Below are 20,144 nucleotides of genomic sequence, written 5' to 3' on the forward strand. Positions count from 1 at the left end.
TTCCAATCCGGGGCCTGATCCCCACATTCACAGCCATGTATCAACCTTCACTACGTAACTGAGTGGATTATCCGCGCAGCATTTGCCGCGTAGCCATGCATGTTCATTTGCTGAATTTGTGACGATTGACATAAATGGTCACATGAATAAATATGCTGTACCTATCCTGGAGGAATCGCTGTGGCGTGCACGATCTTCGTAAATCTGCGCTGCGGCCCCTCCCGGTAGCCCGCGCTCAGCGTGACGCTCTCTACCGCTTTATCCCGATGATCTATCGAGTCCTAATAATGAAAAAAATACTGCGCAGGACCCCGCTTGGCCTTGCTGTTGCCCTCTCGTCGACTCAATTGTTCGCGAGCGGTTTCGCTCTCAATGAACAAAGCATCAGTGGGATGGGCTCCGGATTTGCCGGCCGTTCTTCATCTGCAGAAGACGCGAGTACCGTCTTCGGTAATCCGGCCGGTATGTCTCGCTTGAAAAAAGAGCAGGCCAGCGTCGGGGCGGCAACGCTTTTCGCAAAGGCCCATATAAGCCAGACGCGCAGCACATTCGGGGGGCAGGAGGACGGGGACATGGTGCCGACCACCACAGTGCCCATGGGTTACTACGTCAAACCCATCGATGAGCACTGGGCGTTCGGTGTGGGTTTCTATGTGCCGTTTGGGCTAATGACCGATTATGGCAGTGGGTTCGCCGGCCGCTACTACGCCAACAAAAGTGAGGTCACGACCCTTACGTTTCAGCCCACCATCAGCTATGCGTTCAACGACAAGGTCTCGATCGGTTTCGGACCGACCATCAACCGTATCAGTGGTGAGCTTTCCGGGATGGTGCTCAATCCACTCAGCCCGGGCCGCAATGACGGAAAACTCAAAAGCACCGGCGATGACACGGCGCTTGGGTTTAACGCGGGTATTCTAGTGCAAGCGACAGATCGAACTCGGTTGGGTCTGACCTATCACTCCAAGGTCAGCTACCAGTTGGATGCCAAGACCAAGCTCACCGACGGCATCTTCAGTGTGCTGGGTGTAAGCGGTACGAGCTATGACGCTTCCTTGGATGTGGACACCCCGGAATCAGTCGATTTTTCCGTGACTCATCAACTCAACAGTGACTGGACGCTCTACCTGGGCAGTACGTGGACGCGCTGGAGTCGCTTCAAGGAGTTGGTGTTCGAAAACAGTGGTTTGCCTGCGGCGTTGAGCGGAACACTGAGTCGCATCACCGAGGAGCAGAACTGGCACGACACGTGGGCGCACGCTATCGGCACGGCGTATAAGCTGAACAATCAGTGGGTTCTTCGCGCCGGCTTATCGGTTGACCAGTCCCCCGCCAACAACGTCAACCGTGGGCCGCGAATCCCTACCGGTGACCGGAAAGTCATCAGTGTCGGGGCAGGGTGGACGCCGGCAGAGAATGTCACGATCGATGTGGCGTATTCCTACCTATGGGAGGAAAGCGTACAGGTCAATGACGTATCCGCCTCAAGAGGCGCCTATAGCTCGAAGTATAAAAATAGCGCGAGCGGTTTGGGGACTTCTGTCAGCTATCGATTCTGACTCACTGCGGGGCCTGAGAGCGGATACCTACTGGATCAGGTGTCCGTCGTCGGGGGTATTGCCTGGCCCGCTCAAACACCCATTACGCGTGACATCAGGCCCTGATGAAGTCGACGGGGTGTGGCCCAGGTCAAGACCGCAATAGCCTTGTTGCCAAAGCCCGGCACGACGCTCATGCGGCCTGCGTGCAACGCTTGTATCCCCGCTCGCACTACAGGCTCGGGTTGCATCATGACCCTCTTCAAGACCGGTGTTATCTTTTGTTTGGCACTTGCTGCAAACCCGGTATCCGACATGCCTGGACAAAGCGCTGTGACCACCACACCGTCTTGTTTGAGTTCACGATGCAGGGCGTCGGAGAATCTGAGTACGTAAGCCTTGGCGGCAGAGTAAACCGCAAAATTCTTCACGCCCTGGTAGGACAGCAGGCTGGCAGTCATCAAGATATGCCCCTTGCGCCTGGCCCGCATATCCTCTGCAAACAGACGAGTGATGGCGGTCAGGCTGGCGACGTCCAGGTCGATCATCGCCAGGGAGCTTTCCAGGGGCTCATCCAGGAATGCTCCCTGCAAGCCGTAACCCGCATTGTTGATCAGGACATCGACCACCGTATTGCTGTCACGCAGGCGCCGATGCAGATCGATAATCACATTTATCGATGAAAGATCTGCTTGCTGCACCATCACGTCGACGTCGAAACGACTACGCAATTCGTCCGCGAGTGCTTCAAGCTCGTTCAGCCTGCGGGCTACCAGAATCAGCGATTTCCCTTTTGCGGCGTACTGTCGGGCAAATTCCTTGCCGAATCCGCTGGAGGCTCCAGTAATGAGCACCCATGAATTTTCTCTCACTGTCATCTTGCATACCCCTTGTTTGAGTCTCGAAAACCACCCGTGTCATCGGCTCGTCAGTCGGCCATCCGAGGGCTGCCAGCCGCCGCCCAGCGCCTTGAACGCGGCGACTGCCGCGCGTGCCGATTCGGTTTGTGCCTGCGCCCGAGCGTCGGAAGCCTGAAGCAGGGTCTCGTCAGCGTGCAGAACGTCAATCAAGCTGGCCGTGCCTTTCTCATAAGCAGTGAACGACGATTGGCGCGCTTGCGTCAGAGACGTCTCGCCTCCAACGAGGGTGGTCGCTTGGGCGTCCCGATTCACCAGTGAGGAGAGCGCGTTCTCGACATCCTCGGTGGCGCGCAGCACAGACTGACGGTAAGCGGCCAGGGATTCGGCTTCCTGTCCCTTGGCTTGGTCGATTTGGGCGTTGATGCGGCCAAAGTCGAAGAGTCGCCAGCGCAGTCCCAGTACGCCCGACGATTGACTGGCGCCGCCGGAAAAAAGATTGCCTGCCGATACAGCCGTTGCACTCCCCAGTAATGCGCTCAGAGAGAACTTCGGGTAGTACTCGGCAATCGCCTCTCCGATGCGTGCGTTTGAGGCGGCAAGGCGGCGCTCGGCCACTATGAGGTCAGGCCTGCGGCGCAGTAAGTCGGCTGGCGTTCCCATGGCCTTTAACTGCGGCGCTGCCGGAATGCTTGCGACCATGGCAAGTTGCGTGCGATGAGTACCGGGTGGCGTGCCGAGCATGACATCGAGTGAATTCATGGCCGCATCCAGACCGGTCTGCAGGACCGGTACGGTGGCTTGGACCTGTGCTAAAGCCCCCTCGGTCTGACGAACCTCATGGCTGGCGGCAAGTCCCTTGCTGTAGAGCAATTGGACTTTCTCCAGCAGCCCCTGCTGGGTTTTGACTTGTCGATTCGCGATGTCCAGCCGAGCCTGCAGTCCGCGGACAGTGATGTAGATATCCGCAGTCTGTGCAGCGATGGCCAATCGCGTGGCTGCGGCGCCAGCCTCGGACGCTTGGTACTCGGCCAGTGCCGCCTCGCGTCCGCGTCGCAGGCCGCCAAAGACATCCACTTCCCAGCTGGCATTGAGGTCGGCCTCGTAGGAACTGCCATAGCGATCATAGCCGGGGGTTGAGTTCAGCACCTGGCCGAGTGGCGTCTCGACTGATTGGTAGGCGCGGGCGGCCTGACCGCTGATGTTTCCCGAGGGCCATAAAGCGGCATTGGCGGCGCCTAGTCCTGCCCGCGCCTGCGCGACTCGTGCCTGGGCCTGTGCCAGATCAAGGTTCTGTTCAAGCGCCTTGGCGACGAAGTCGGCGAGCAGTGGATCACCGAAGCCCTCCCACCAGATGACGAGGCTGGCAGGCGTCGCCCCTGGTCTCTGCTCGACAGAAGGCTGGCCCAGGTAACGGTCCGGGAGCGGGGTGTCCGGACGGCGATAGTCCGGACCGACCGCACAACCTGTCATCAAGCTGGCGCTGATCAAAAAAGCAGCGGGGCGGAGGGCGTGCATTGAGATTCCTTGAATCGAACATTGTTGGTGACCATAGTACTGTATGGTCACTCTCTGTCAATTGAGGCCTCTGGGCTAAATTCAGGCATGACTGAAAAATATCGTTCATCTCCGTCATGTGCTCCTTTGGAATATGCAGTCCTGCATTCGTCGGGTCTTGTTTCAAGGGGGGGCATGAGCGATTGCGTTGCGGGGGAGCGCATCCCTCTGCGTTATTTGAGATCTCGAGTGTGACCATTGACAATAATGGTCACCGGTATGAATATACGATCCCTGTTCTTTCTATTCAATAAGGGAACCTATGCTCCGGCTCCGACCCATCCCCCTTGCAGCCTGCTTGCTGCCTCTCGTCCTGACGGCGTGTGGTGACTCATCCAACATTGACGATCCGCGCACGCAGGCTCCTCTGGTAAGGCCCGGAACGGTTGAGGGTTCCTCAGAGACGTCACGTTCATTCACGGGGGTAGTGGCGGCCCGCGTGCAGGGTGATCTTGGCTTTCGGGTCTCCGGCAAGATCCTCGAGCGGCTGGTCGATACCGGCCAGAGCGTTAAACGCGGTCAGCCGCTTATGCGCCTTGACCCTATCGACCTGGGGTTGCAGGCGCGAGCACAGCAAGAGTCGGTCACCGCCGCCAGGGCCCGCGCCAGGCAGACCGCCGATGACGAGGCGCGATATCGCGACCTCGTCGCCGCAGGGGCTGTTTCTGCATCGGCCTACGACCAGGTCAAGGCCGCAGCGGATAGCGCAAAGGCGCAGCTCAGCGCCGCACAAGCCCAGGCCGATGTCGCCCGTAACGCTTCCGGCTACGCGGTGTTATTTGCGGATTCCGACGGTGTCGTGGTGGAAACACTCGCAGAGCCCGGGCAAGTCGTCAGCCCGGGGCAGCCCGTGGTTCGACTGGCCCGCGCAGGCCAGCGCGAAGCCATCGTGCATCTGCCCGAGACGTTGCGTCCTGCAGCCGGATCCACCGCGCAAGCGACGCTTTACGGCAGTACCGCAGGGGCTGTTACAGCGAAGCTCAGGCTGCTTTCTGATTCTGCCGACCCAGTGACGCGCACGTTCGAGGCGCGGTATGTGCTTGAGGGCGCGCTGGCCAATGCCCCGATAGGCTCGACGGTCACGCTGCGGATCGCAGAGGGCGCCGCGCACGGGCAGGTGCTGCAAGTCCCCATCGCAGCCCTTTATGACCCAGGCAATGGCACCGGTGTGTGGGTGATCGCAGGCTCGCCGGCAAAGGTGAGCTGGCGTCCTGTTCAGGTGCTGGGATTGAGCGACGATGCCGCACGCGTGGCAGGCGATCTCAAGGTCGGTGAGCAGATCGTCGCGTTAGGCGCCCATCTGCTGCGCGATGGAGAAGACGTGAGAGTGCCCCGGCAGGATGAAGCCCATGTTGCCGGGAGTCATCCATGAGCGAAGGCCGCTTTAATATTTCTGCGATCGCCGTTCGTGAGCGATCCATTACGGTATTCCTGATCTTTCTGATCGCGGTTGCGGGCACCCTGGCGTTCTTCCAGCTGGGGCGTGCGGAGGATCCACCGTTTACGGTCAAGCAGTTGACGGTCATTACTGCCTGGCCGGGGGCTACCGCGCAGGAAATGCAGGACCAGGTCGCAGAGCCACTTGAAAAACGCCTGCAGGAATTGAAATGGTACGACCGCTCGGAAACCTATACGCGGCCCGGTCTCGCTTTCACCATGGTGTCGTTGTTGGACCGCACGCCACCCTCACAGGTGCAGGAAGAGTTTTATCAGGCACGCAAAAAGCTCGACGACGAAGCCACCAAGCTACCGGCGGGTGTAATCGGGCCCTTGGTCAACGACGAATATTCGGACGTGACGTTTGCGCTGTTCGCCCTCAAAGCCAAAGGCGAGCCGCAGCGGCTGCTGGTGCGTGATGCTGAGTCGTTGCGCCAGCAACTGTTGCATGTGCCGGGCGTGAAGAAGGTCAACATCATCGGTGAGCAGGCCGAGCGAATATTTGTTTCGTTCTCCCATGATCGGTTGGCCACCCTGGGCATTGCGCCTCAGGACATCTTTGCCGCGCTGAATAATCAGAACGTGCTCACGCCCGCCGGTTCGATTGAAACAAATGGGCCGCAAGTCTTCCTCCGCCTGGACGGCGCCTTGGACAAGCTGGAGAAGATTCGTGACACGCCGATTGTGGTTCAGGGGCGCACGCTCAAGCTCTCCGACGTGGCCACTGTCGAACGTGGCTATGAAGACCCGGCAACCTTTCTGGTGCGCAGTAACGGAGAAGAGGCCCTGCTGCTGGGGGTCATCATGCGCGAAGGCTGGAACGGCCTGGACCTGGGCAAGGCGCTGGACGCCGAGACGACCAAGATCAATGAAGGCATGCCACTGGGCATGACGCTGACCAAGGTGACCGATCAAGCCGTCAACATCGACTCGGCCGTTGGCGAGTTCATGGTCAAGTTTTTTGTCGCGCTGCTCGTGGTGATGCTTGTGTGCTTTCTCAGCATGGGCTGGCGTGTAGGCGTCGTGGTCGCAGCTGCCGTGCCATTGACACTGGCGATCGTGTTTGTGGTGATGGCGGCCACCGGAAAGAACTTTGACCGTATTACCCTCGGTTCATTGATCCTGGCGCTCGGGTTGCTGGTAGATGACGCGATCATCGCGATCGAAATGATGGTCGTGAAAATGGAGGAGGGCTACGACCGCATCAAAGCCTCCGCGTATGCCTGGAGTCATACGGCCGCGCCGATGCTCTCTGGCACACTGGTAACAGCGGTTGGCTTCATGCCAAACGGTTTCGCCCAGTCCACTGCCGGCGAGTACACCAGCAACATGTTCTGGATCGTGGGCATTGCTCTGATCGCTTCCTGGGTTGTCGCAGTGGCTTTCACCCCTTACCTGGGCGTGAAGTTGCTGCCAGACATCAAGCAGATAGAGGGTGGGCATGCGGCTATCTACAATACCCCGCGCTACAACCGCTTCCGCCGGGTCCTGACCCGGGTCATCGAACTCAAGTGGCTGGTGGCTGGCACGGTTATCACGCTGTTTGTCGTGGCCGTCCTGGGCATGGGCCTGGTGAAGAAGCAGTTCTTCCCGACGTCAGACCGTCCCGAGGTGATGGTCGAGGTGCAAATGCCCTACGGAACCTCCATCGAGCAGACCAGTGCCACTGCGAAAAAGGTCGAGGCCTGGCTGCAAAAGCAGGAAGAGGCAAAAATCGTCACGGCCTATATCGGGCAGGGCGCGCCGCGTTTCTTCCTGGCGATGGCGCCAGAACTGCCGGATCCGTCATTCGCCAAGATCGTGGTGCTGACGTCCAGCCAGGAGGCACGTGAAACCCTCAAGCTGCGTTTTCGCGAGGCGGTCGCTGCCGGGCTCGCCCCAGAGGCCCGTGTCAGGGCGACTCAAATTGTGTTTGGTCCGTATTCACCCTATCCCGTCGCCTACAGGGTAATGGGGCCTGACCCGACGAAGCTGCGCGAGATTGCGGGTCGTGTACAAGCGGTCATGCAAGCGAGTCCGTTGATGAGGACCGTCAACAGCGACTGGGGCCCTCTGGCGCCGACTCTGCATTTCAGCCTGGATCAGGATCGCTTGCAGGCGGTTGGACTGACCTCCAGCGCCGTCGCCCAGCAGTTGCAATTCCTGCTGACGGGCGTGCCGATCACGTCGGTTCGTGAAGACATTCGTTCAGTGCAGGTGGTTGGGCGCGCCGCAGGCGATATACGTCTGGACCCTGCGCGGATTGAAGGGTTTACATTGGTGGGCGCCGCGGGCCAGCGGATCCCGCTGTCCCAGGTCGGAGAGGTGGATGTGCGTATGGAGGATCCGATCCTCAGGCGCCGTGACCGTACACCGACGATCACCGTGCGTGGCGATATTGACGAAGGCCTTCAACCACCTGATGTATCGGGTGTGATCATCAAGCAACTGCAGCCGATTATCGACACGCTCCCCGCCGGCTATCGGATCGAGCAAGCGGGTGCAATCGAGGAGTCGGGCAAGGCAGGCCAGGCGATAGTGCCGCTGGTTCCGATCATGATTGCACTGACGCTGCTGATCATCATCGTCCAGGTGCGTTCGATCTCGGCAATGATCATGGTGTTTTTCACCGCACCGCTGGGACTTATTGGCGTGGTGCCGACGCTGCTGATGTTTCATCAGCCGTTTGGTATCAACGCCCTGGTTGGGTTGATCGCGCTGTCGGGCATCCTGATGCGCAACACGCTGATTCTGATCGGGCAGATCCATCACAACGCCCAGGAAGGCCTGGATCCCTTTCACGCCGTCATCGAAGCCACGGTACAGAGGGCCCGCCCGGTACTGCTGACGGCGATGGCGGCCATCCTGGCATTCATCCCGCTGACCCATTCTGTTTTTTGGGGCACGCTGGCCTACACACTGATCGGCGGTACTTTGGTCGGCACCATCATGACGTTGGTGTTCCTGCCGGCGATGTACGCCATCTGGTTCAAAATCCGCCCAGGCAACGCGAGCAAGGCTCAAGCAGTGCGACCTGCCTGAGCAAGGGGTGTTCGAGGGGAGGGCGCCGGTGTCCTCTCGTCGGTCAATTCGCCAAAGCTGCTGCTTCTGTAGGCGCGGACTGAACAAGGACGAGGATTCAAATGGTTACAGTGAAGTAAGCTGCTGCATGAGCTAACGTTCATGCATGCGCTTTTCCTATAACTCCCTGGATCCTGCCCCGATGAGAGACCTGCCGCCTACCGCGACCTTGCGCGCCTTTGAAGTTGCCACCCGCCACCCGACGTTTACTGCAGCCGCACAGGAACTGCATGTGACTCAAAGCGCGGTCAGCCACCAGCTCAAGCACCTTGAGGCGCTTTGGGGGCTGCCGCTGTTTGAACGTGGCAAGGCGTTACGCCTCACGGCAGCGGGGGCTGCGCTGGCGCCCATCGTGCGGGAGTTTTTCATCAGCCTGGAGGCGACTTTGGGTGACCTGCGCGAGCAAAAGGGCCGGGTTCGGCTCAGCGTCAGCACCACCTATTCCTTTGCGCTCAAATGGCTGCTGCCACGCTTGCCGCGTCTGTCTCGCCAGCACCCCGAGCTGCTGGTCTCGCTGGACACCACGGATAAAATCATCCACTTCTCGCACGGCCAGGCTGATGTTGCGATCAGGCTCGGCAAGGGCAATTACCCAGGCCTGTATTCGGAGTTCCTGTTTGGGGAGCAGGTATTTCCCGTGGCCAGTCCCGAACTGCTGCGGCGCGTTGGCACACCGCAAAGCCCGGCAGACTTGTTGCATTTCCCGCTCCTGACTCGGGATGGCGCCGAGTTGGTGCCAAAGTGGGAGGTGTGGTTTCAAGCCGTCGGGTTGGCCTATTTGCCGCTCCAGGAAAGCGTCAGGTTTGGCGATACCAACATGACGGTCGAGGCGGCTTTGCTCGGCCAGGGCGTTGCATTGGTGCGCAGCGGGCATGTGGAGAACGAAATCAGCGATGGCCGTTTGGTGCGGCTGTTCGACGTACCGCTTCCATCGCCGCTTGCTTACTACTTCGTCTGCCCCAAGGGCATCGAATCCCAGCCGCACATCGCCAGCTTTCGCCAATGGCTGGTCAGCGAGGCACTGAAAGTCCAGCGACCGGATGAGTGAGTCATGAGTTTCCGCTCATGCTGCGCTGAGGAGACTTCGCTTTAGCCCCGGCGCCGGATTGCCTACAGTGGGGCATGCCTACTCATCTCATCCTCCTCGTGCTTTTCGCCGCGCTGCTGCATGCCAGCTGGAATGCGCTGCTGCGTAGCGGCGCCGACCGGCTGTGGTCCATGACGGTGATGTGCATTGCCATCGCCATCGCCAGTGTCGTCGCCGCAGCGTTCATGGTGCCCCCCGCGATTGAAAGCTGGGGCTACGCGGTGCTGTCGGGGTTGCTGCATGTGGGCTACAACCTGTTTCTGGTGCGCAGCTACCGCGTCGGCGACCTGGGGCAGATCTATCCGATTTCACGTGGATCGTCGCCGGTGCTGATCACCTTGGGTGCCGCCGTGTTTGCCGGGGAAAGCATCACGCCTGGCGAGTTGCTCGGTATTGCGCTGGTGTCCGGCGGGATTATTTCGCTGGCCTTCAGAGGGCGCAGCCTGTCGGTTCCCAGCCTGCCCTATGCGCTGGGAACGGGCGGCTTTATCGCGGCCTACAGCGTGGTCGACGGCATCGGCGCCAGGCTCTCCGGTGCGCCGCTTGCCTACACGGTATGGATGTGCGCGCTGTGGGGCGTGCTGATGCCGGTGGTCTACATCGGCCTGCGCGACACCCGCAGCTTGTTCCGCGTCCGGCCTGGAACAGTGACCGCGTTGGTCGGCGGGCTGGTCTCTTTGCTCGCCTATGGAATGGTCATTTACGCCATGAACGAAGCGCCACTGGGCGCGGTATCCGCATTGCGCGAAACCAGCGTGCTGTTTGCGGCGTTGATCGGCTATGTGTTCCTCGGCGAGACGCTTACCGCACGCCGGATACTGGCATGCGTAGTGATCGCCAGCGGCACCCTCATCATCGGCTGATACAGCCAACGGCTCAGGAGCAATGTTTAATGGTCAATGTCTCGCAGGCACCGCTGATTCTAATCACGGGTGGAAGTCGTGGAGTGGGGGCGGCAACCGCCCGGCTGGCCGCCGAAAGAGGTTATGACGTCGCGATCAGCTACGTTGCCAACCAGTCCGCAGCGCTGGCGGTGGTGGCGGATGTAGAAGCATTGGGGCGCCGGGCGTTGGCGATGCGGGCCGACAGTGCGGACCCGCAACAGGTGGCCGATATGTTCGCGGCCATCGACCGCACGTTCGGTCGCATCGACGTACTGGTCAATAACGCCGGGATGCTCGCACCTCAGTCACGCCTTGAGGACCTTGGCTTCGAGCGGATGCAGCGCATCTTTGCGGTCAATGCCATCGGGCCGATACTCTGTGCCCAGCAGGCGGTTAAGCGCATGTCTTACCGCTACAACGGCCCAGGCGGGGTGGTGATCAATGTCTCTTCGGCGTCGGCACGCCTCGGCAGCCCCAATGAGTACGTCGACTATGCGGCGTCAAAGGGCGCGCTGGAGACTTTCACCATCGGGTTTGCCAAGGAGGTGGCCCGGGAAGGCATACGCGTTAACTGTATTCGCCCCGGACATATCTATACCGACATGCACGCCAGCGGCGGTGAGCCGGGGCGGGTGGATCGTGTCAAGGACTCGATCCCCATGGGGCGGGGCGGTCAGCCGGAGGAAGTGGCGCGCGCGATTCTATGGCTGGCGAGCGCGGAGGCATCCTTCGTTACCGGTACATTCCTCGACGTAACGGGGGGTAAATGAGTCAAAGGCTCGGATCATCGGCTACCTGCGCTCGGCCTCACGTAACAGCGTGCGGCCTCACCTTGCGACTCAAACCCGGTGTCTTGCCCGTAATGCGCTTGAATGCGCGGCTGAAAGCGGCCTGGGAGGTATAGCCCAAGCGCTGCGCCACCTCTTCAATCGGCAGCCTTTCGAGCGTCAGCCACTGGCTTGCCAGCCGCATTCGCAGTTCGGTGACGTAGCGCAGCGGGGTCATGCCAATCGTCACTTGAAAGCGGTCCGCGAAGGCCGAACGCGAGGTATTGCAGTGCTCGGCCAGCTGCGCAACGGTCCAGTCGCGGCCCGGTTGTTGATGGAGCGCCAGCAGGGCACCGGCCAAGCGTGGATCGCGCAAGGCGGCGACCAGGCCAGAGGCATTCCCGCAGGCGCACTCCACCCACCCGCGAACGACCATGGCGGCCACCACGTCGGCCAACCGCGCGAGGATACCGGCGAAGCCGATACGCGCGGCGCTGACCTCGCGCTCCATGGTGGTCAGGATCGGCACCAGTCCGGGGTAACGCTGGCCGCCGGCATCAATCAGCATCAGTCCCGGCATCAGCCGGCCAAGGCCATGGATACTGCCTAGTTCGAACTCCATGCAACCACTGAACAAAATAGTGCTCGGCGTGGGGCTGGCATCGGTTCCGGTATCCACCGCGCTGACGGTGTCACCTAAGGGCGCGCCGTCCAGGCGGTCGATGTCTTGAACAGGTGCGTCCGGATCGGAAAACAGTTGGTGGGCCGCGCCGTGGGAAATGAACACGGCGTTGCCGGCAGATAAAGCGTAGGTGCTGCCGTCCTCCATTCGCAGCACTGCGTTGCCCACGGCAATGAAGTGGAACCAGGCGTGCCCAGGTTTTTCCGCGAAGCTCAAACCAAAGGTTGGACCTGCCTGGATACGCCGGTATTCGACGCCACGCAGGCGCATGCCGCGCAACAGCTCGTTGATGAGGTCCGAGGAAAGAGCAAATTGATCTGCTGGCATTATTCAGGTGTTTTAGTCAAAAAGGAGAGATTTTTGATCATAGATCATCCAGCTTCCCGCGCCTAGACTTCGGCTCGCCATGAAGATTGGGAGATCCGTGCAATGACTGACTGTGTATGTAACACCGTATCCGACCGCCATTCCGGCGTCGGTGCGGACGTAGAGCCTGCGACGCCCGCGTGGATGGCAGTATTTTCGTTGGCAATGGGCGTATTCGGATTACTGACCGCTGAGTACCTTCCGGCCAGTTTGTTGACGCTGATGGCTAACGATCTGGGGGTGTCCGAAGCGTTGGCTGGCCAGGCGGTGACGGTGACAGCGGTGGTTGCGCTGTTCGCTGGCTTGCTGGTGCCAGGCCTGACCCGCGGCATCGACCGACGCTGGGTGCTGCTGGGTTTTTCCACGTTGATGGTCGCCTCCAATCTGTTGGTCGCCGTTTCCTCCAGCTTCGCGGTGCTGTTGGTGATGCGCATCTTGCTGGGCATTGCCCTTGGCGGGTTCTGGAGCATGGCGGCGGCGGTGGCGATGCGCTTGGTGCCGAGTGCGTTGTTGCCCCGGGCGCTGTCGATCATTTTCAGTGGCATTGCCGTCGGGACGGTCGTTGCAGTACCGCTGGGCAGCTATCTTGGCGGGCTGTACGGCTGGCGCAGCGCGTTCTTTGCCGCAGCGGCGGTAGGCATGGTGACCCTGGCTTTCCAGTCGTTCACGCTGCCGCGCCTGGCGCCGCGCCGGCCGGCACGTCTGCGCACTGTGCTCGAGGTGTTGCAGCGCCCGGGCATCGCCATGGGGATGTTCGGTTGTGTGCTGGTGCACAGCGGCCACTTTGCGATGTTCACTTATGTTCGGCCATTCCTTGAAGGGACGACTGGCATCGGCCCGCAGGGGCTGTCGTTGATGTTGCTGGGTTTTGGCGTGGCGAACTTCGCCGGCACGCTGTTGGCCGGCAGGCTGCTGGAGCGCCACCCGCTGGCCACGCTGGTGTTGATGCCGGCGCTGGTCGGCGTTGCAGCCCTGGCGTTGGTGCTGTTGCCGGCCTCGGTGCCGGGGCAGGCGCTACTGCTGGCGGTCTGGGGCTTGGCCTTTGGTGGTGTGCCGGTGGCGTGGTCGAACTGGGTCGCCAGCGCGGTACCTGACCAGGCGGAAAGTGCCGGAGGGATGGTAGTGGCCTCTGTGCAGTCGGCCATCGCCACGGGCGCTGCCGCTGGCGGTGCAGTGTTCAGCGTCGGTGGCAGCGCAGGCGTATTCGTAGCGGCGGCCGTACTGATGCTGCTGGCCGCGCTGCTGATTGCGCTGCGTGTCCGCGTCCCTTCTGCCCAGGGCGTACGTCAGCCCAAGCCCGCGTTGCACCTTTGATCCGGTTTGCCAAACCGCTTCGATCCCGTTCGTCACCAGGAGATACCCCATGAACAATACGACGTCTCACCAAGGACGCCTCAAATCGTTGCGCGCAGCCGGTATCGGCAATGCGCTCGAATGGTTCGACTGGACCCTGTACGCCACCTTTTCGGTGTACCTGGCAAGCAACCTGTTCGACAAGACCGATGCGCGCTCGGCGATGCTCGCGACCCTTGCGGTGTTTGCGGTTGGCTTTGTCGCACGCCCTGTCGGCGGCTGGTTGTTTGGCCGGCTGAGCGACCGACTGGGGCGCCGGACCATCATGGTGCTCACCATGCTGCTGCTTGCGATCAGCAGCCTGGGCATCGCGCTTATCCCTGACTACCAGAGCATTGGCCTGTATGCGTCGGGCGCGCTGCTGTTTTTCCGGCTGATGCAGGGGCTCGCCCATGGTGGCGAGACAGGGGTGTCCTACACCTATGTCGCCGAGATCGCCCCAAGCAAGCACCGTGGCCTATGGTCAAGTTCCGTCTACGTGGGGGTGACGCTCGGGGTGATGGCGGCAACGGCCGTGGCGGCGACGCTGACCTGGCTGCTGGGTGCCCAGGCCATGGGTGACTACGGCTGGCGGGTCGGCTTCGCCATTGGTGGAGTGCTCGGTATTTACGCGCTGTTTTTGCGCCGTGGTGCGCAGGAATCTCATGTGTTCGTAGAGCAGCAAGGGCAAGCGCGGCCGCCGCGCAAGCTGTCCAGGGGGGAGATGCTACGGGTGGCGCGCAACATCGTCATGCTTGCTGCGGCCGCCAATGTCACTTACTACGCGTGGGTCACGTTTGGCGCTTCGACGGCGATTGCCCAGGGCATGGACGCCACGGGTGCCTATGTGGCCAGTCTGCTCGCGCAGCTCCTCTGTGTGTGCTGGTTGCCGGTCTGCGGGATGGTGTCCGATCGGGTAGGGCGCCGGCCCATGGTTATTGCCTGGGGTCTGGGCGTGATCGTGCTGACCTATCCCCTTTCGATAATGGTGACCACTGAACCCTGGACGCTGTTCCTGGCCCAGGTGCTGGGGCTGGGCGCCTGGTCGCTGATCGCGGCGATTTTCCCTGCTGTGCTGTCCGAGCAGGTGCCGACCCAGGCACGGGCCCAGGGCGTCGGTTTGGTCTCGTCGGTTTCAGTTGCGATCTTTGGCGGCACCGCCCCTTATCTACACAACTATCTCAGCGGCGCCGACCTTGGCTATCTGTACGTCAGCTATGTGATCGGGTTGGGCGTTGTCACCGTCCTGGCAGGGTTTCTTATCGACGAAACAGCGGGCATCGACCTTGCGCACATCAAGGCGCCTGGCGCTCGAGTCAGCGTAAATACATTGGCTGGTCGAGCTGCAGAATCAGCCGATCAAAGGAGTACGACTCAATGAATTCCACAGACCTCAAAAACGCCGCTGCGCGAGGCGAACGCCCGGGCGCCAACGTGACCGTCAGCCAGACTTCGGGCCCACGTCAGGCCGCACGCGAGACCTGGGTCGAAGTCCCTTGCGAGTCGGGCCCGGCGGCCGCCTGGTGCTATTCGGACCGCCGCGCCTATAGCCCGGGTGATTCGGTTTGCCTGTATCTGTCGTCGAACCGCCCGCACGTGCGGCTGCGGATCTATCGTGATGGCGCCATCGCCCGCACGCTGCATACCACCGACAGCCTTGAGGCTCGATTCCACCCCATACCCGAACGTGCCTATGAGCATGGCTGCCAATGGCCTGTCTTCATGCAATGGTCAATTCCGGCGGATGCCGAGCAGGGTGGCTACATAGTGGAAGTGCGGGACGGCGACGACAGCGTCCTCGGGCATCATCTGTTTATCGTCAAGGCGCTGCGCAAGCGTGCCGATGCCTTGGTGCTCGTTGCGGCCACCTCGACGTGGGCTGCTTATAACGACTGGGGCGGAGCCAATCATTACTTTGGCGTTCATCCCGGCACGCCACGTGGCCGCTCACCGTTGCTGTCGGCACAGCGCCCCTGGGCGCGAGGGCAGGTGTGGCTGCCGGCCGACGCGCCACGTTGCGTCAACGCGAGCCGGCCCCGCACGCCAGGGCCGGCGCGCTATGAGTTCATCGAATGGGCCTCCCTTAACGGCTACGCCAAGTACTACGCGCTGGCGGGGTGGGCTTCCTACGAGAGACCTTTTGTGCTCTGGGCCGAGCAGCAAGGTTATACGGTGCATATCGTGACCCAGGACGATTTGCATCACGACCCCCACGCGCTCGAGGGCTATGCCTGCGCCGTCTTCATCGGGCACGACGAGTACTGGACGCGGGAAATGCGCGACCATGTCGACGCCTTTGTCGAGGAGGGCGGCAAGGTCGCGCGCTTCGCCGGCAATTTCATGTGGCAGATTCGCCTGGAGGATGAAGGCCGGCGGCAGGTGGCCTACAAGTACGACGCCGGTGCGCTCGATCCTGTGGCCGCTACCGAGCCTCATCGGCTAACGGGGGCATGGGAAGATCCGAGGGTGAATCACCCCGGGGCAACGACGTTCGGGGTGAATGCTCTGCGAGGGATTTACGCCAGCTTTGGAGGCATGGCGCCGCGCAGCCCGCGCGGCTACACAGTCTTCAGGCCCAAGCACTGGGCGTTCCTGGGGACGGGCCTGGGTTACGCGGATATGTTCGCGGACGAAGCCAACATCTTCGGCTATGAGGTGGATGGCCTGGAATACACCTTCGTCGACGGCCTCCCGGAACCGCTCTACACAGACGGGGCGCCCTGCGGATTGCAAATTCTCGCCATGGGCTGGGCGACCAATGCCGAGCATGGTCGGTCCGAGGATGCCTATTCATTCATGCTCGGCGATGGCGATGCACGGTTTCGTGCTTCCATCCTGGCGCCCGACCTCAGCGACGCCAGCATCGATTTGCATAGCCGCGGGGCCGGCATGGTGGTGCACTTCCACAAAGGTCGAGGCGAGGTGTTTACCGCCGCCACGTGCGAATGGGTGCATGGGCTCATGCAGGCGGACATTTACACGGTGATGATCACAAAAAATGTGCTTGAGCGTTTCTTGCGCAATACGTAACTATTGAGAGCTAGGTCCGCCGCGTGCTTAACCACCGTTGGCGCCGTTGACCTGCCGATGTTTGGAACGACCGTCAATGCCTGTCAGTCTATCTATACCTACTCATTTGGTAAGGTATAGCGCCATGGATAAGACCATCACCGTGGATCAATTGGATACTACCGACCTTGGATCAATCAACGAGATATGGCTCGGCGCAACTCATGCCCAACTGTGCCTATGGCGTGGCGAGCAGGTCTTCACTCACGAGATGATGAGCGAGGGCACCCACGATCAGAATGTCCGACGCCTGTGCGTGCAGTTGGTCAATCCTGATGATCAAGCCGCAGTGGCCCGGGTTGAGATAATGGTGCGCGAACGGCTGAAAAAGAGTGGGAAGGCTGGCGAGTTTTATCCCGCTGAGGAGGCGGACTCTCATCAATAGTAAAAGAAGTATTGGGCAGGCAGAGAGGTCCTTGGGATTACCCACTTATTTCAGTAACAAGACGGAGCAGACCACTGTTTATGGATATCGAATTTCGCGGTAATGGCATGCGTGAGAACCCGTCTGTAGGTACATGCGATGAGTACGGCGTAAGCGGGATTACCCGCTTTGACGATCTGGCTGAAGCCCATCGTAGGATTGCTGAGTTGCACCCAGGCTTTAAACCTCTGTTCTCGCTCGATGACTTGCACCAAGCCCGCTACACCTCGGGGCATGCGCGCAACAATTCAGGAATGGACGATGCATCGGAGCAGGACATCGCGGCGTTACCGCCGGAATGCTTTGAGAATGGTGAATACATTGGCTATCCGACAACGAAAGCGGAATTTGCAATGTGCTTTCGCAATTTCATGAACCTGGTTGCATTCACCTCTTTCGAATATGCTTGCGCCCATGGCTTGACGCTTGATGAGCAGGCCCTACAGGAGTGGATCGCTTACCAGAACGACCCTGTCTCTCTTCTAGATCAGCCCCTTTCAGCGCTCTTGGTACCCGTTCAGCAGTCGTGCGAGGCACTGGCGGCTTTTCCGAACGGCTATTTCACTTCAGATCTTGATCCTGCAAAGAACTTTGCGGTGGCGCATCATTTTTTACTGGCGCATGGTTATGAACTGATGGGAGTAGGTGCCTCTTACATCGGCTTCATTCGTGCTGAGCCGCCTGACCTGGCCCTGGCTAATCTGGTTGCCAAAGACATTTGTGCGCTCTACAACACTAGCGATGAATACCTGCAAGCACGCCACCTCGCAGTCGCCCAGGCGATCTCCGGTCGGACCCATCTTTGGCTGCGTTATGTGGAATGACCGCGATCGTGGCACGTACTTGGCCTTAGTTTGCATTGCTGCAAAATGGCCACGCCTGGCGAGTTGACTGGTATTTCCAACTTGCTCCCTTGCGTGGGATTCAATTTATCAGTCAGGGCGCACGTCGACAGATCCGGAGCAGCTGCGTGGGCACTGGCTAGTCAGATGTTTCCCGGCCTAGCCGCGTGATGCAGGGGGCCTATCGACGAGTTTTGGCCCAAAGCGTATGTGGTCGCAGGCCGGAGGGGTTTTGGGCTGCTGCGCCAGGTATTAAATGTCGAGTTCAAGGTGTCGATGCAGTTTATTGCCGATAGCAGGCAAGATAAGGTTACTCAGCGCACCACTAGACCCTGTAATGGATTTGGTCACCCGTTCGGCAGACTTAAATGCTAGCCATTGCTTGGCGACATACTCGAAGGTGCGCTCTTCATTGAGCAATTGTGCCTCGAAGTTGGCGGTCTTGGCCTTGAGCGGGGCGATGTGGTTGACCACGTCGCAGCGTGCTTGTCGGGTTCATAATGTTTTATATCCGTTTATAGAGCCTGGTAGAGTTTTTTTACAAACTCTCGGGGTCCCCAAAAAACATTTTGACTTGGCTCTAGAACAATGTTTTCAGGCAGAAAAATTTCAAATATGCCCCCAGTTTTGCCCCCGGTTGCATGCGATGAACTCGCAATTGCGAGTGCGCGCCCTGGCGGTGATGCTACGTGAGGCTTGATGGCTTTCGGTGGCACAGCCCCTTTGAAATTGGCTGGTTCGCCCGCCTTGTATATGTTCACTGGCTGCCAGTCTGCCGGTATCTACTGATGCATCTCCGTCACGGACATGGTGAACACCAACTTGGATCTGCCAGCGTTGGAATAGGAATGAGGTACATCGGTTTTCGCCACTGCCGAACTCCCCGCAGGGATGACCAACTCTGTTTCCCCTACCACGCATTTCAGCGTGCCTTTCTCCACATGAAACAGTTCAAGCGTGCCCTGAGGATGCCCCTGTGAAGCGAAAGATTCGCCTGGATGCATTTCCCAACGCCACAGCTCGATCATATCAGGGCCGGATGTTCCCGCCAGGAGGCGCGCCGTTCCTCCCAGGTCACCGGTCCAGAGCGTGGGGATGTCTTGGCTGTCGATGATATGGGCGGATGGGGCTTCGGTCACATTGACGATGTCTGCAACAGACAGTCCAAGCGCGGCGGCGATTTTGCAAAGGATGCCGATACTGGGGTTCGCCGTACATTTCTCTATTTCGACGACCATTCCTTTGCTCACCCCTGAGCGGCGGGAAAGCTCATCCAACGTGATCTTCTTTGCTTTGCGCGCCTGTTTGAGCGTGCGCGCGACGGCCAGGCTGACGGCTTGAGCGTCAGCACCAGAGGTAGTCGACAGGCTGGTATTCGTGGTCATTGATGAGGGTCATTAGAAAAAGTTGCTGGGATTTTCGACCTTTATCAGTAGCTGCGTCAATCGGCTCAGCCGTTATATTAGATGTTATTGGTCATTATACTGACTTTATTGGTCGTCGCTGACTAGCATGAAATGACATTTAGGTTCCTGGAGGTTTTTGATGCTGTCCGTACTGCCGTTGATCGATCAAGCCGTTGCAGAATTGGCTCCGGAGTTCAGGGCCCTGAGCATTGTGGTGGGAGCTGCGCCGCTGATTCATCCTGAGGTTGCTCAGTCTGCGCTGGATCGCGCTTGCAAGGCCGTGCAGGAAGGTGGGCCAAGCTGGGGAGAAGCGCACCTGGCCGCATGGGCGGAGACATTCCGAAAGTTCGGCGCAAAGCCGCAGCGGACGCCTTGTTCAGCTGAGGCGCTGCGTAAACGGGTTCTACGTGACGGAAGCTTGCCGAGCCTGGATCCCATCGTCGATCTCTACAACGCAATCAGTATTGAGTACGCCATCCCTGTTGGCGGGGAAAACATTGAAGCCTATGTGGGCTCCCCACGGCTGGTAGTCGCCGATGGCACCGAGCCTTTTGACACCATGAAAGAGGGCGCTCCTGCTTTCGAGTATCCAGACCCCGGCGAGGTTGTCTGGCGCGATGACAAAGGCGTGACCTGCCGTCGCTGGAATTGGCGGCAAGGTGTCAGAACCCGTCTTGGTGCTGACGCGAAGAGCATGTGGTTCATTTTGGAGAGCTTGCCGGCGATGCCGCTTGAAGCCTTGACGGAAGCGGGGGACAAGCTGATCGAAGGGTTGCAGCAAATGATGCCAGGCGTCCAGATCGAAAGCTCACTGATTGGTCTTGGGGTCAAATAGT

The 20,144-nt window shown here is 60.0% G+C and carries 17 protein-coding genes; 12 read left to right on the forward strand and 5 right to left on the reverse strand.

The window, feature by feature from the left end; translation table 11 throughout:
* Positions 1 to 287 precede the first annotated feature (287 nt).
* Positions 288 to 1,559: an OmpP1/FadL family transporter gene (locus BLW22_RS12990; protein ID WP_065927796.1), complete on the forward strand. Its 1,272-nt coding sequence runs from the start codon at positions 288 to 290 to the stop codon at positions 1,557 to 1,559.
* Positions 1,560 to 1,630: 71 nt separating this feature from the next.
* On the opposite strand, the gene BLW22_RS12995 is transcribed toward BLW22_RS12990, so the two are convergent.
* The gene (locus BLW22_RS12995) at positions 1,631 to 2,416 is read right to left on the reverse strand and encodes an SDR family NAD(P)-dependent oxidoreductase (RefSeq protein WP_074846679.1); all 786 of its coding nucleotides are present in this window, start codon (positions 2,414 to 2,416) and stop codon (positions 1,631 to 1,633) included.
* 39 nt (positions 2,417 to 2,455) lie between these two features.
* On the reverse strand, positions 2,456 to 3,913 hold the full coding sequence (locus tag BLW22_RS13000; protein ID WP_065948720.1) for an efflux transporter outer membrane subunit: 1,458 nt from the start codon (positions 3,911 to 3,913) through the stop codon (positions 2,456 to 2,458).
* A 301-nt stretch (positions 3,914 to 4,214) separates the two neighbouring features.
* Between BLW22_RS13000 and BLW22_RS13005 the strand changes: the two genes are divergently transcribed.
* The 5 genes from BLW22_RS13005 to BLW22_RS13025 all read left to right on the forward strand — a co-directional run bounded on the left by BLW22_RS13005 (position 4,215) and on the right by BLW22_RS13025 (position 11,190).
* Positions 4,215 to 5,324: an efflux RND transporter periplasmic adaptor subunit gene (locus BLW22_RS13005; protein WP_065927678.1), complete on the forward strand. Its 1,110-nt coding sequence runs from the start codon at positions 4,215 to 4,217 to the stop codon at positions 5,322 to 5,324.
* Positions 5,321 to 8,410 carry an efflux RND transporter permease subunit gene (locus tag BLW22_RS13010; RefSeq protein WP_074846681.1) on the forward strand — a complete coding sequence of 1,030 codons (3,090 nt, stop codon included), beginning with the start codon at positions 5,321 to 5,323 and terminating at the stop codon, positions 8,408 to 8,410. Before BLW22_RS13005 ends, BLW22_RS13010 begins: the two co-directional genes overlap by 4 nt.
* Positions 8,411 to 8,591: 181 nt before the next feature.
* Positions 8,592 to 9,497 (forward strand): transcriptional regulator GcvA, encoded by a 906-nt coding sequence (gene gcvA, locus BLW22_RS13015; RefSeq protein WP_065927676.1) that lies wholly within the window; start codon positions 8,592 to 8,594, stop codon positions 9,495 to 9,497.
* 74 nt (positions 9,498 to 9,571) lie between these two features.
* A complete protein-coding gene (locus BLW22_RS13020; protein WP_065927675.1) occupies positions 9,572 to 10,399 on the forward strand; it encodes a DMT family transporter in 828 nt (275 codons plus the stop codon).
* Between the two features lie 29 nt (positions 10,400 to 10,428).
* Entirely contained in the window at positions 10,429 to 11,190 is a 762-nt protein-coding gene (locus tag BLW22_RS13025; RefSeq protein ID WP_065927674.1) for an SDR family oxidoreductase, read from the forward strand.
* 37 nt (positions 11,191 to 11,227) lie between these two features.
* On the opposite strand, the gene BLW22_RS13030 is transcribed toward BLW22_RS13025, so the two are convergent.
* Positions 11,228 to 12,196 (reverse strand): AraC family transcriptional regulator, encoded by a 969-nt coding sequence (locus BLW22_RS13030; protein WP_065927673.1) that lies wholly within the window; start codon positions 12,194 to 12,196, stop codon positions 11,228 to 11,230.
* A gap of 102 nt (positions 12,197 to 12,298) precedes the next feature.
* Here BLW22_RS13030 and BLW22_RS13035 point away from each other — a divergent pair, with 102 nt between their 5' ends.
* From BLW22_RS13035 to BLW22_RS13055, 5 genes are all read left to right on the forward strand, one after another.
* Positions 12,299 to 13,549 carry an MFS transporter gene (locus BLW22_RS13035; protein ID WP_065927672.1) on the forward strand — a complete coding sequence of 417 codons (1,251 nt, stop codon included), beginning with the start codon at positions 12,299 to 12,301 and terminating at the stop codon, positions 13,547 to 13,549.
* Positions 13,550 to 13,598: 49 nt separating this feature from the next.
* On the forward strand, positions 13,599 to 14,948 hold the full coding sequence (locus tag BLW22_RS13040; protein WP_065927671.1) for an MFS transporter: 1,350 nt from the start codon (positions 13,599 to 13,601) through the stop codon (positions 14,946 to 14,948).
* Positions 14,945 to 16,597, forward strand: coding sequence for a N,N-dimethylformamidase beta subunit family domain-containing protein (locus BLW22_RS13045; protein WP_074846682.1), 1,653 nt, complete (start codon positions 14,945 to 14,947; stop codon positions 16,595 to 16,597). Before BLW22_RS13040 ends, BLW22_RS13045 begins: the two co-directional genes overlap by 4 nt.
* Before the next feature lie 124 nt (positions 16,598 to 16,721).
* Positions 16,722 to 17,021: a hypothetical protein gene (locus BLW22_RS13050; RefSeq protein WP_065927670.1), complete on the forward strand. Its 300-nt coding sequence runs from the start codon at positions 16,722 to 16,724 to the stop codon at positions 17,019 to 17,021.
* Positions 17,022 to 17,101: 80 nt separating this feature from the next.
* Positions 17,102 to 17,884: a hypothetical protein gene (locus BLW22_RS13055; protein ID WP_074846684.1), complete on the forward strand. Its 783-nt coding sequence runs from the start codon at positions 17,102 to 17,104 to the stop codon at positions 17,882 to 17,884.
* Positions 17,885 to 18,154: 270 nt separating this feature from the next.
* Here BLW22_RS13055 and BLW22_RS13060 read toward each other — a convergent pair whose 3' ends face one another.
* Positions 18,155 to 18,376, reverse strand: a complete 222-nt coding sequence (locus BLW22_RS13060; RefSeq protein ID WP_235865585.1) for a hypothetical protein — start codon at positions 18,374 to 18,376, stop codon at positions 18,155 to 18,157.
* Positions 18,377 to 18,684: 308 nt separating this feature from the next.
* Positions 18,685 to 19,287 carry a helix-turn-helix domain-containing protein gene (locus BLW22_RS13065; protein WP_065946808.1) on the reverse strand — a complete coding sequence of 201 codons (603 nt, stop codon included), beginning with the start codon at positions 19,285 to 19,287 and terminating at the stop codon, positions 18,685 to 18,687.
* Positions 19,288 to 19,447: 160 nt separating this feature from the next.
* Between BLW22_RS13065 and BLW22_RS13070 the strand changes: the two genes are divergently transcribed.
* Positions 19,448 to 20,143, forward strand: coding sequence for a B3/B4 domain-containing protein (locus tag BLW22_RS13070; protein WP_065946807.1), 696 nt, complete (start codon positions 19,448 to 19,450; stop codon positions 20,141 to 20,143).
* Position 20,144 lies beyond the last annotated feature (1 nt).

Origin of the sequence: Pseudomonas marginalis (assembly GCF_900105325.1) — a bacterium.
GTDB classification, from domain to species: Bacteria; Pseudomonadota; Gammaproteobacteria; order Pseudomonadales; family Pseudomonadaceae; genus Aquipseudomonas; species Aquipseudomonas marginalis.

Coding starts and splice junctions, on each gene's coding strand:
- BLW22_RS13050 (WP_065927670.1), top strand. CDS start 16,722: ATGGATAAGACCATCACCGTGGATCAATTGGATACTACCGACCTTGGA.
- BLW22_RS13065 (WP_065946808.1), bottom strand. CDS start 19,287: ATGACCACGAATACCAGCCTGTCGACTACCTCTGGTGCTGACGCTCAA.
- BLW22_RS13025 (WP_065927674.1), top strand. CDS start 10,429: ATGGTCAATGTCTCGCAGGCACCGCTGATTCTAATCACGGGTGGAAGT.
- BLW22_RS13020 (WP_065927675.1), top strand. CDS start 9,572: ATGCCTACTCATCTCATCCTCCTCGTGCTTTTCGCCGCGCTGCTGCAT.
- gcvA (WP_065927676.1), top strand. CDS start 8,592: ATGAGAGACCTGCCGCCTACCGCGACCTTGCGCGCCTTTGAAGTTGCC.
- BLW22_RS13005 (WP_065927678.1), top strand. CDS start 4,215: ATGCTCCGGCTCCGACCCATCCCCCTTGCAGCCTGCTTGCTGCCTCTC.
- BLW22_RS13045 (WP_074846682.1), top strand. CDS start 14,945: ATGAATTCCACAGACCTCAAAAACGCCGCTGCGCGAGGCGAACGCCCG.
- BLW22_RS13055 (WP_074846684.1), top strand. CDS start 17,102: ATGGATATCGAATTTCGCGGTAATGGCATGCGTGAGAACCCGTCTGTA.
- BLW22_RS12995 (WP_074846679.1), bottom strand. CDS start 2,416: ATGACAGTGAGAGAAAATTCATGGGTGCTCATTACTGGAGCCTCCAGC.
- BLW22_RS12990 (WP_065927796.1), top strand. CDS start 288: ATGAAAAAAATACTGCGCAGGACCCCGCTTGGCCTTGCTGTTGCCCTC.
- BLW22_RS13000 (WP_065948720.1), bottom strand. CDS start 3,913: ATGCACGCCCTCCGCCCCGCTGCTTTTTTGATCAGCGCCAGCTTGATG.
- BLW22_RS13010 (WP_074846681.1), top strand. CDS start 5,321: ATGAGCGAAGGCCGCTTTAATATTTCTGCGATCGCCGTTCGTGAGCGA.
- BLW22_RS13030 (WP_065927673.1), bottom strand. CDS start 12,196: ATGCCAGCAGATCAATTTGCTCTTTCCTCGGACCTCATCAACGAGCTG.
- BLW22_RS13035 (WP_065927672.1), top strand. CDS start 12,299: ATGACTGACTGTGTATGTAACACCGTATCCGACCGCCATTCCGGCGTC.
- BLW22_RS13040 (WP_065927671.1), top strand. CDS start 13,599: ATGAACAATACGACGTCTCACCAAGGACGCCTCAAATCGTTGCGCGCA.
- BLW22_RS13070 (WP_065946807.1), top strand. CDS start 19,448: ATGCTGTCCGTACTGCCGTTGATCGATCAAGCCGTTGCAGAATTGGCT.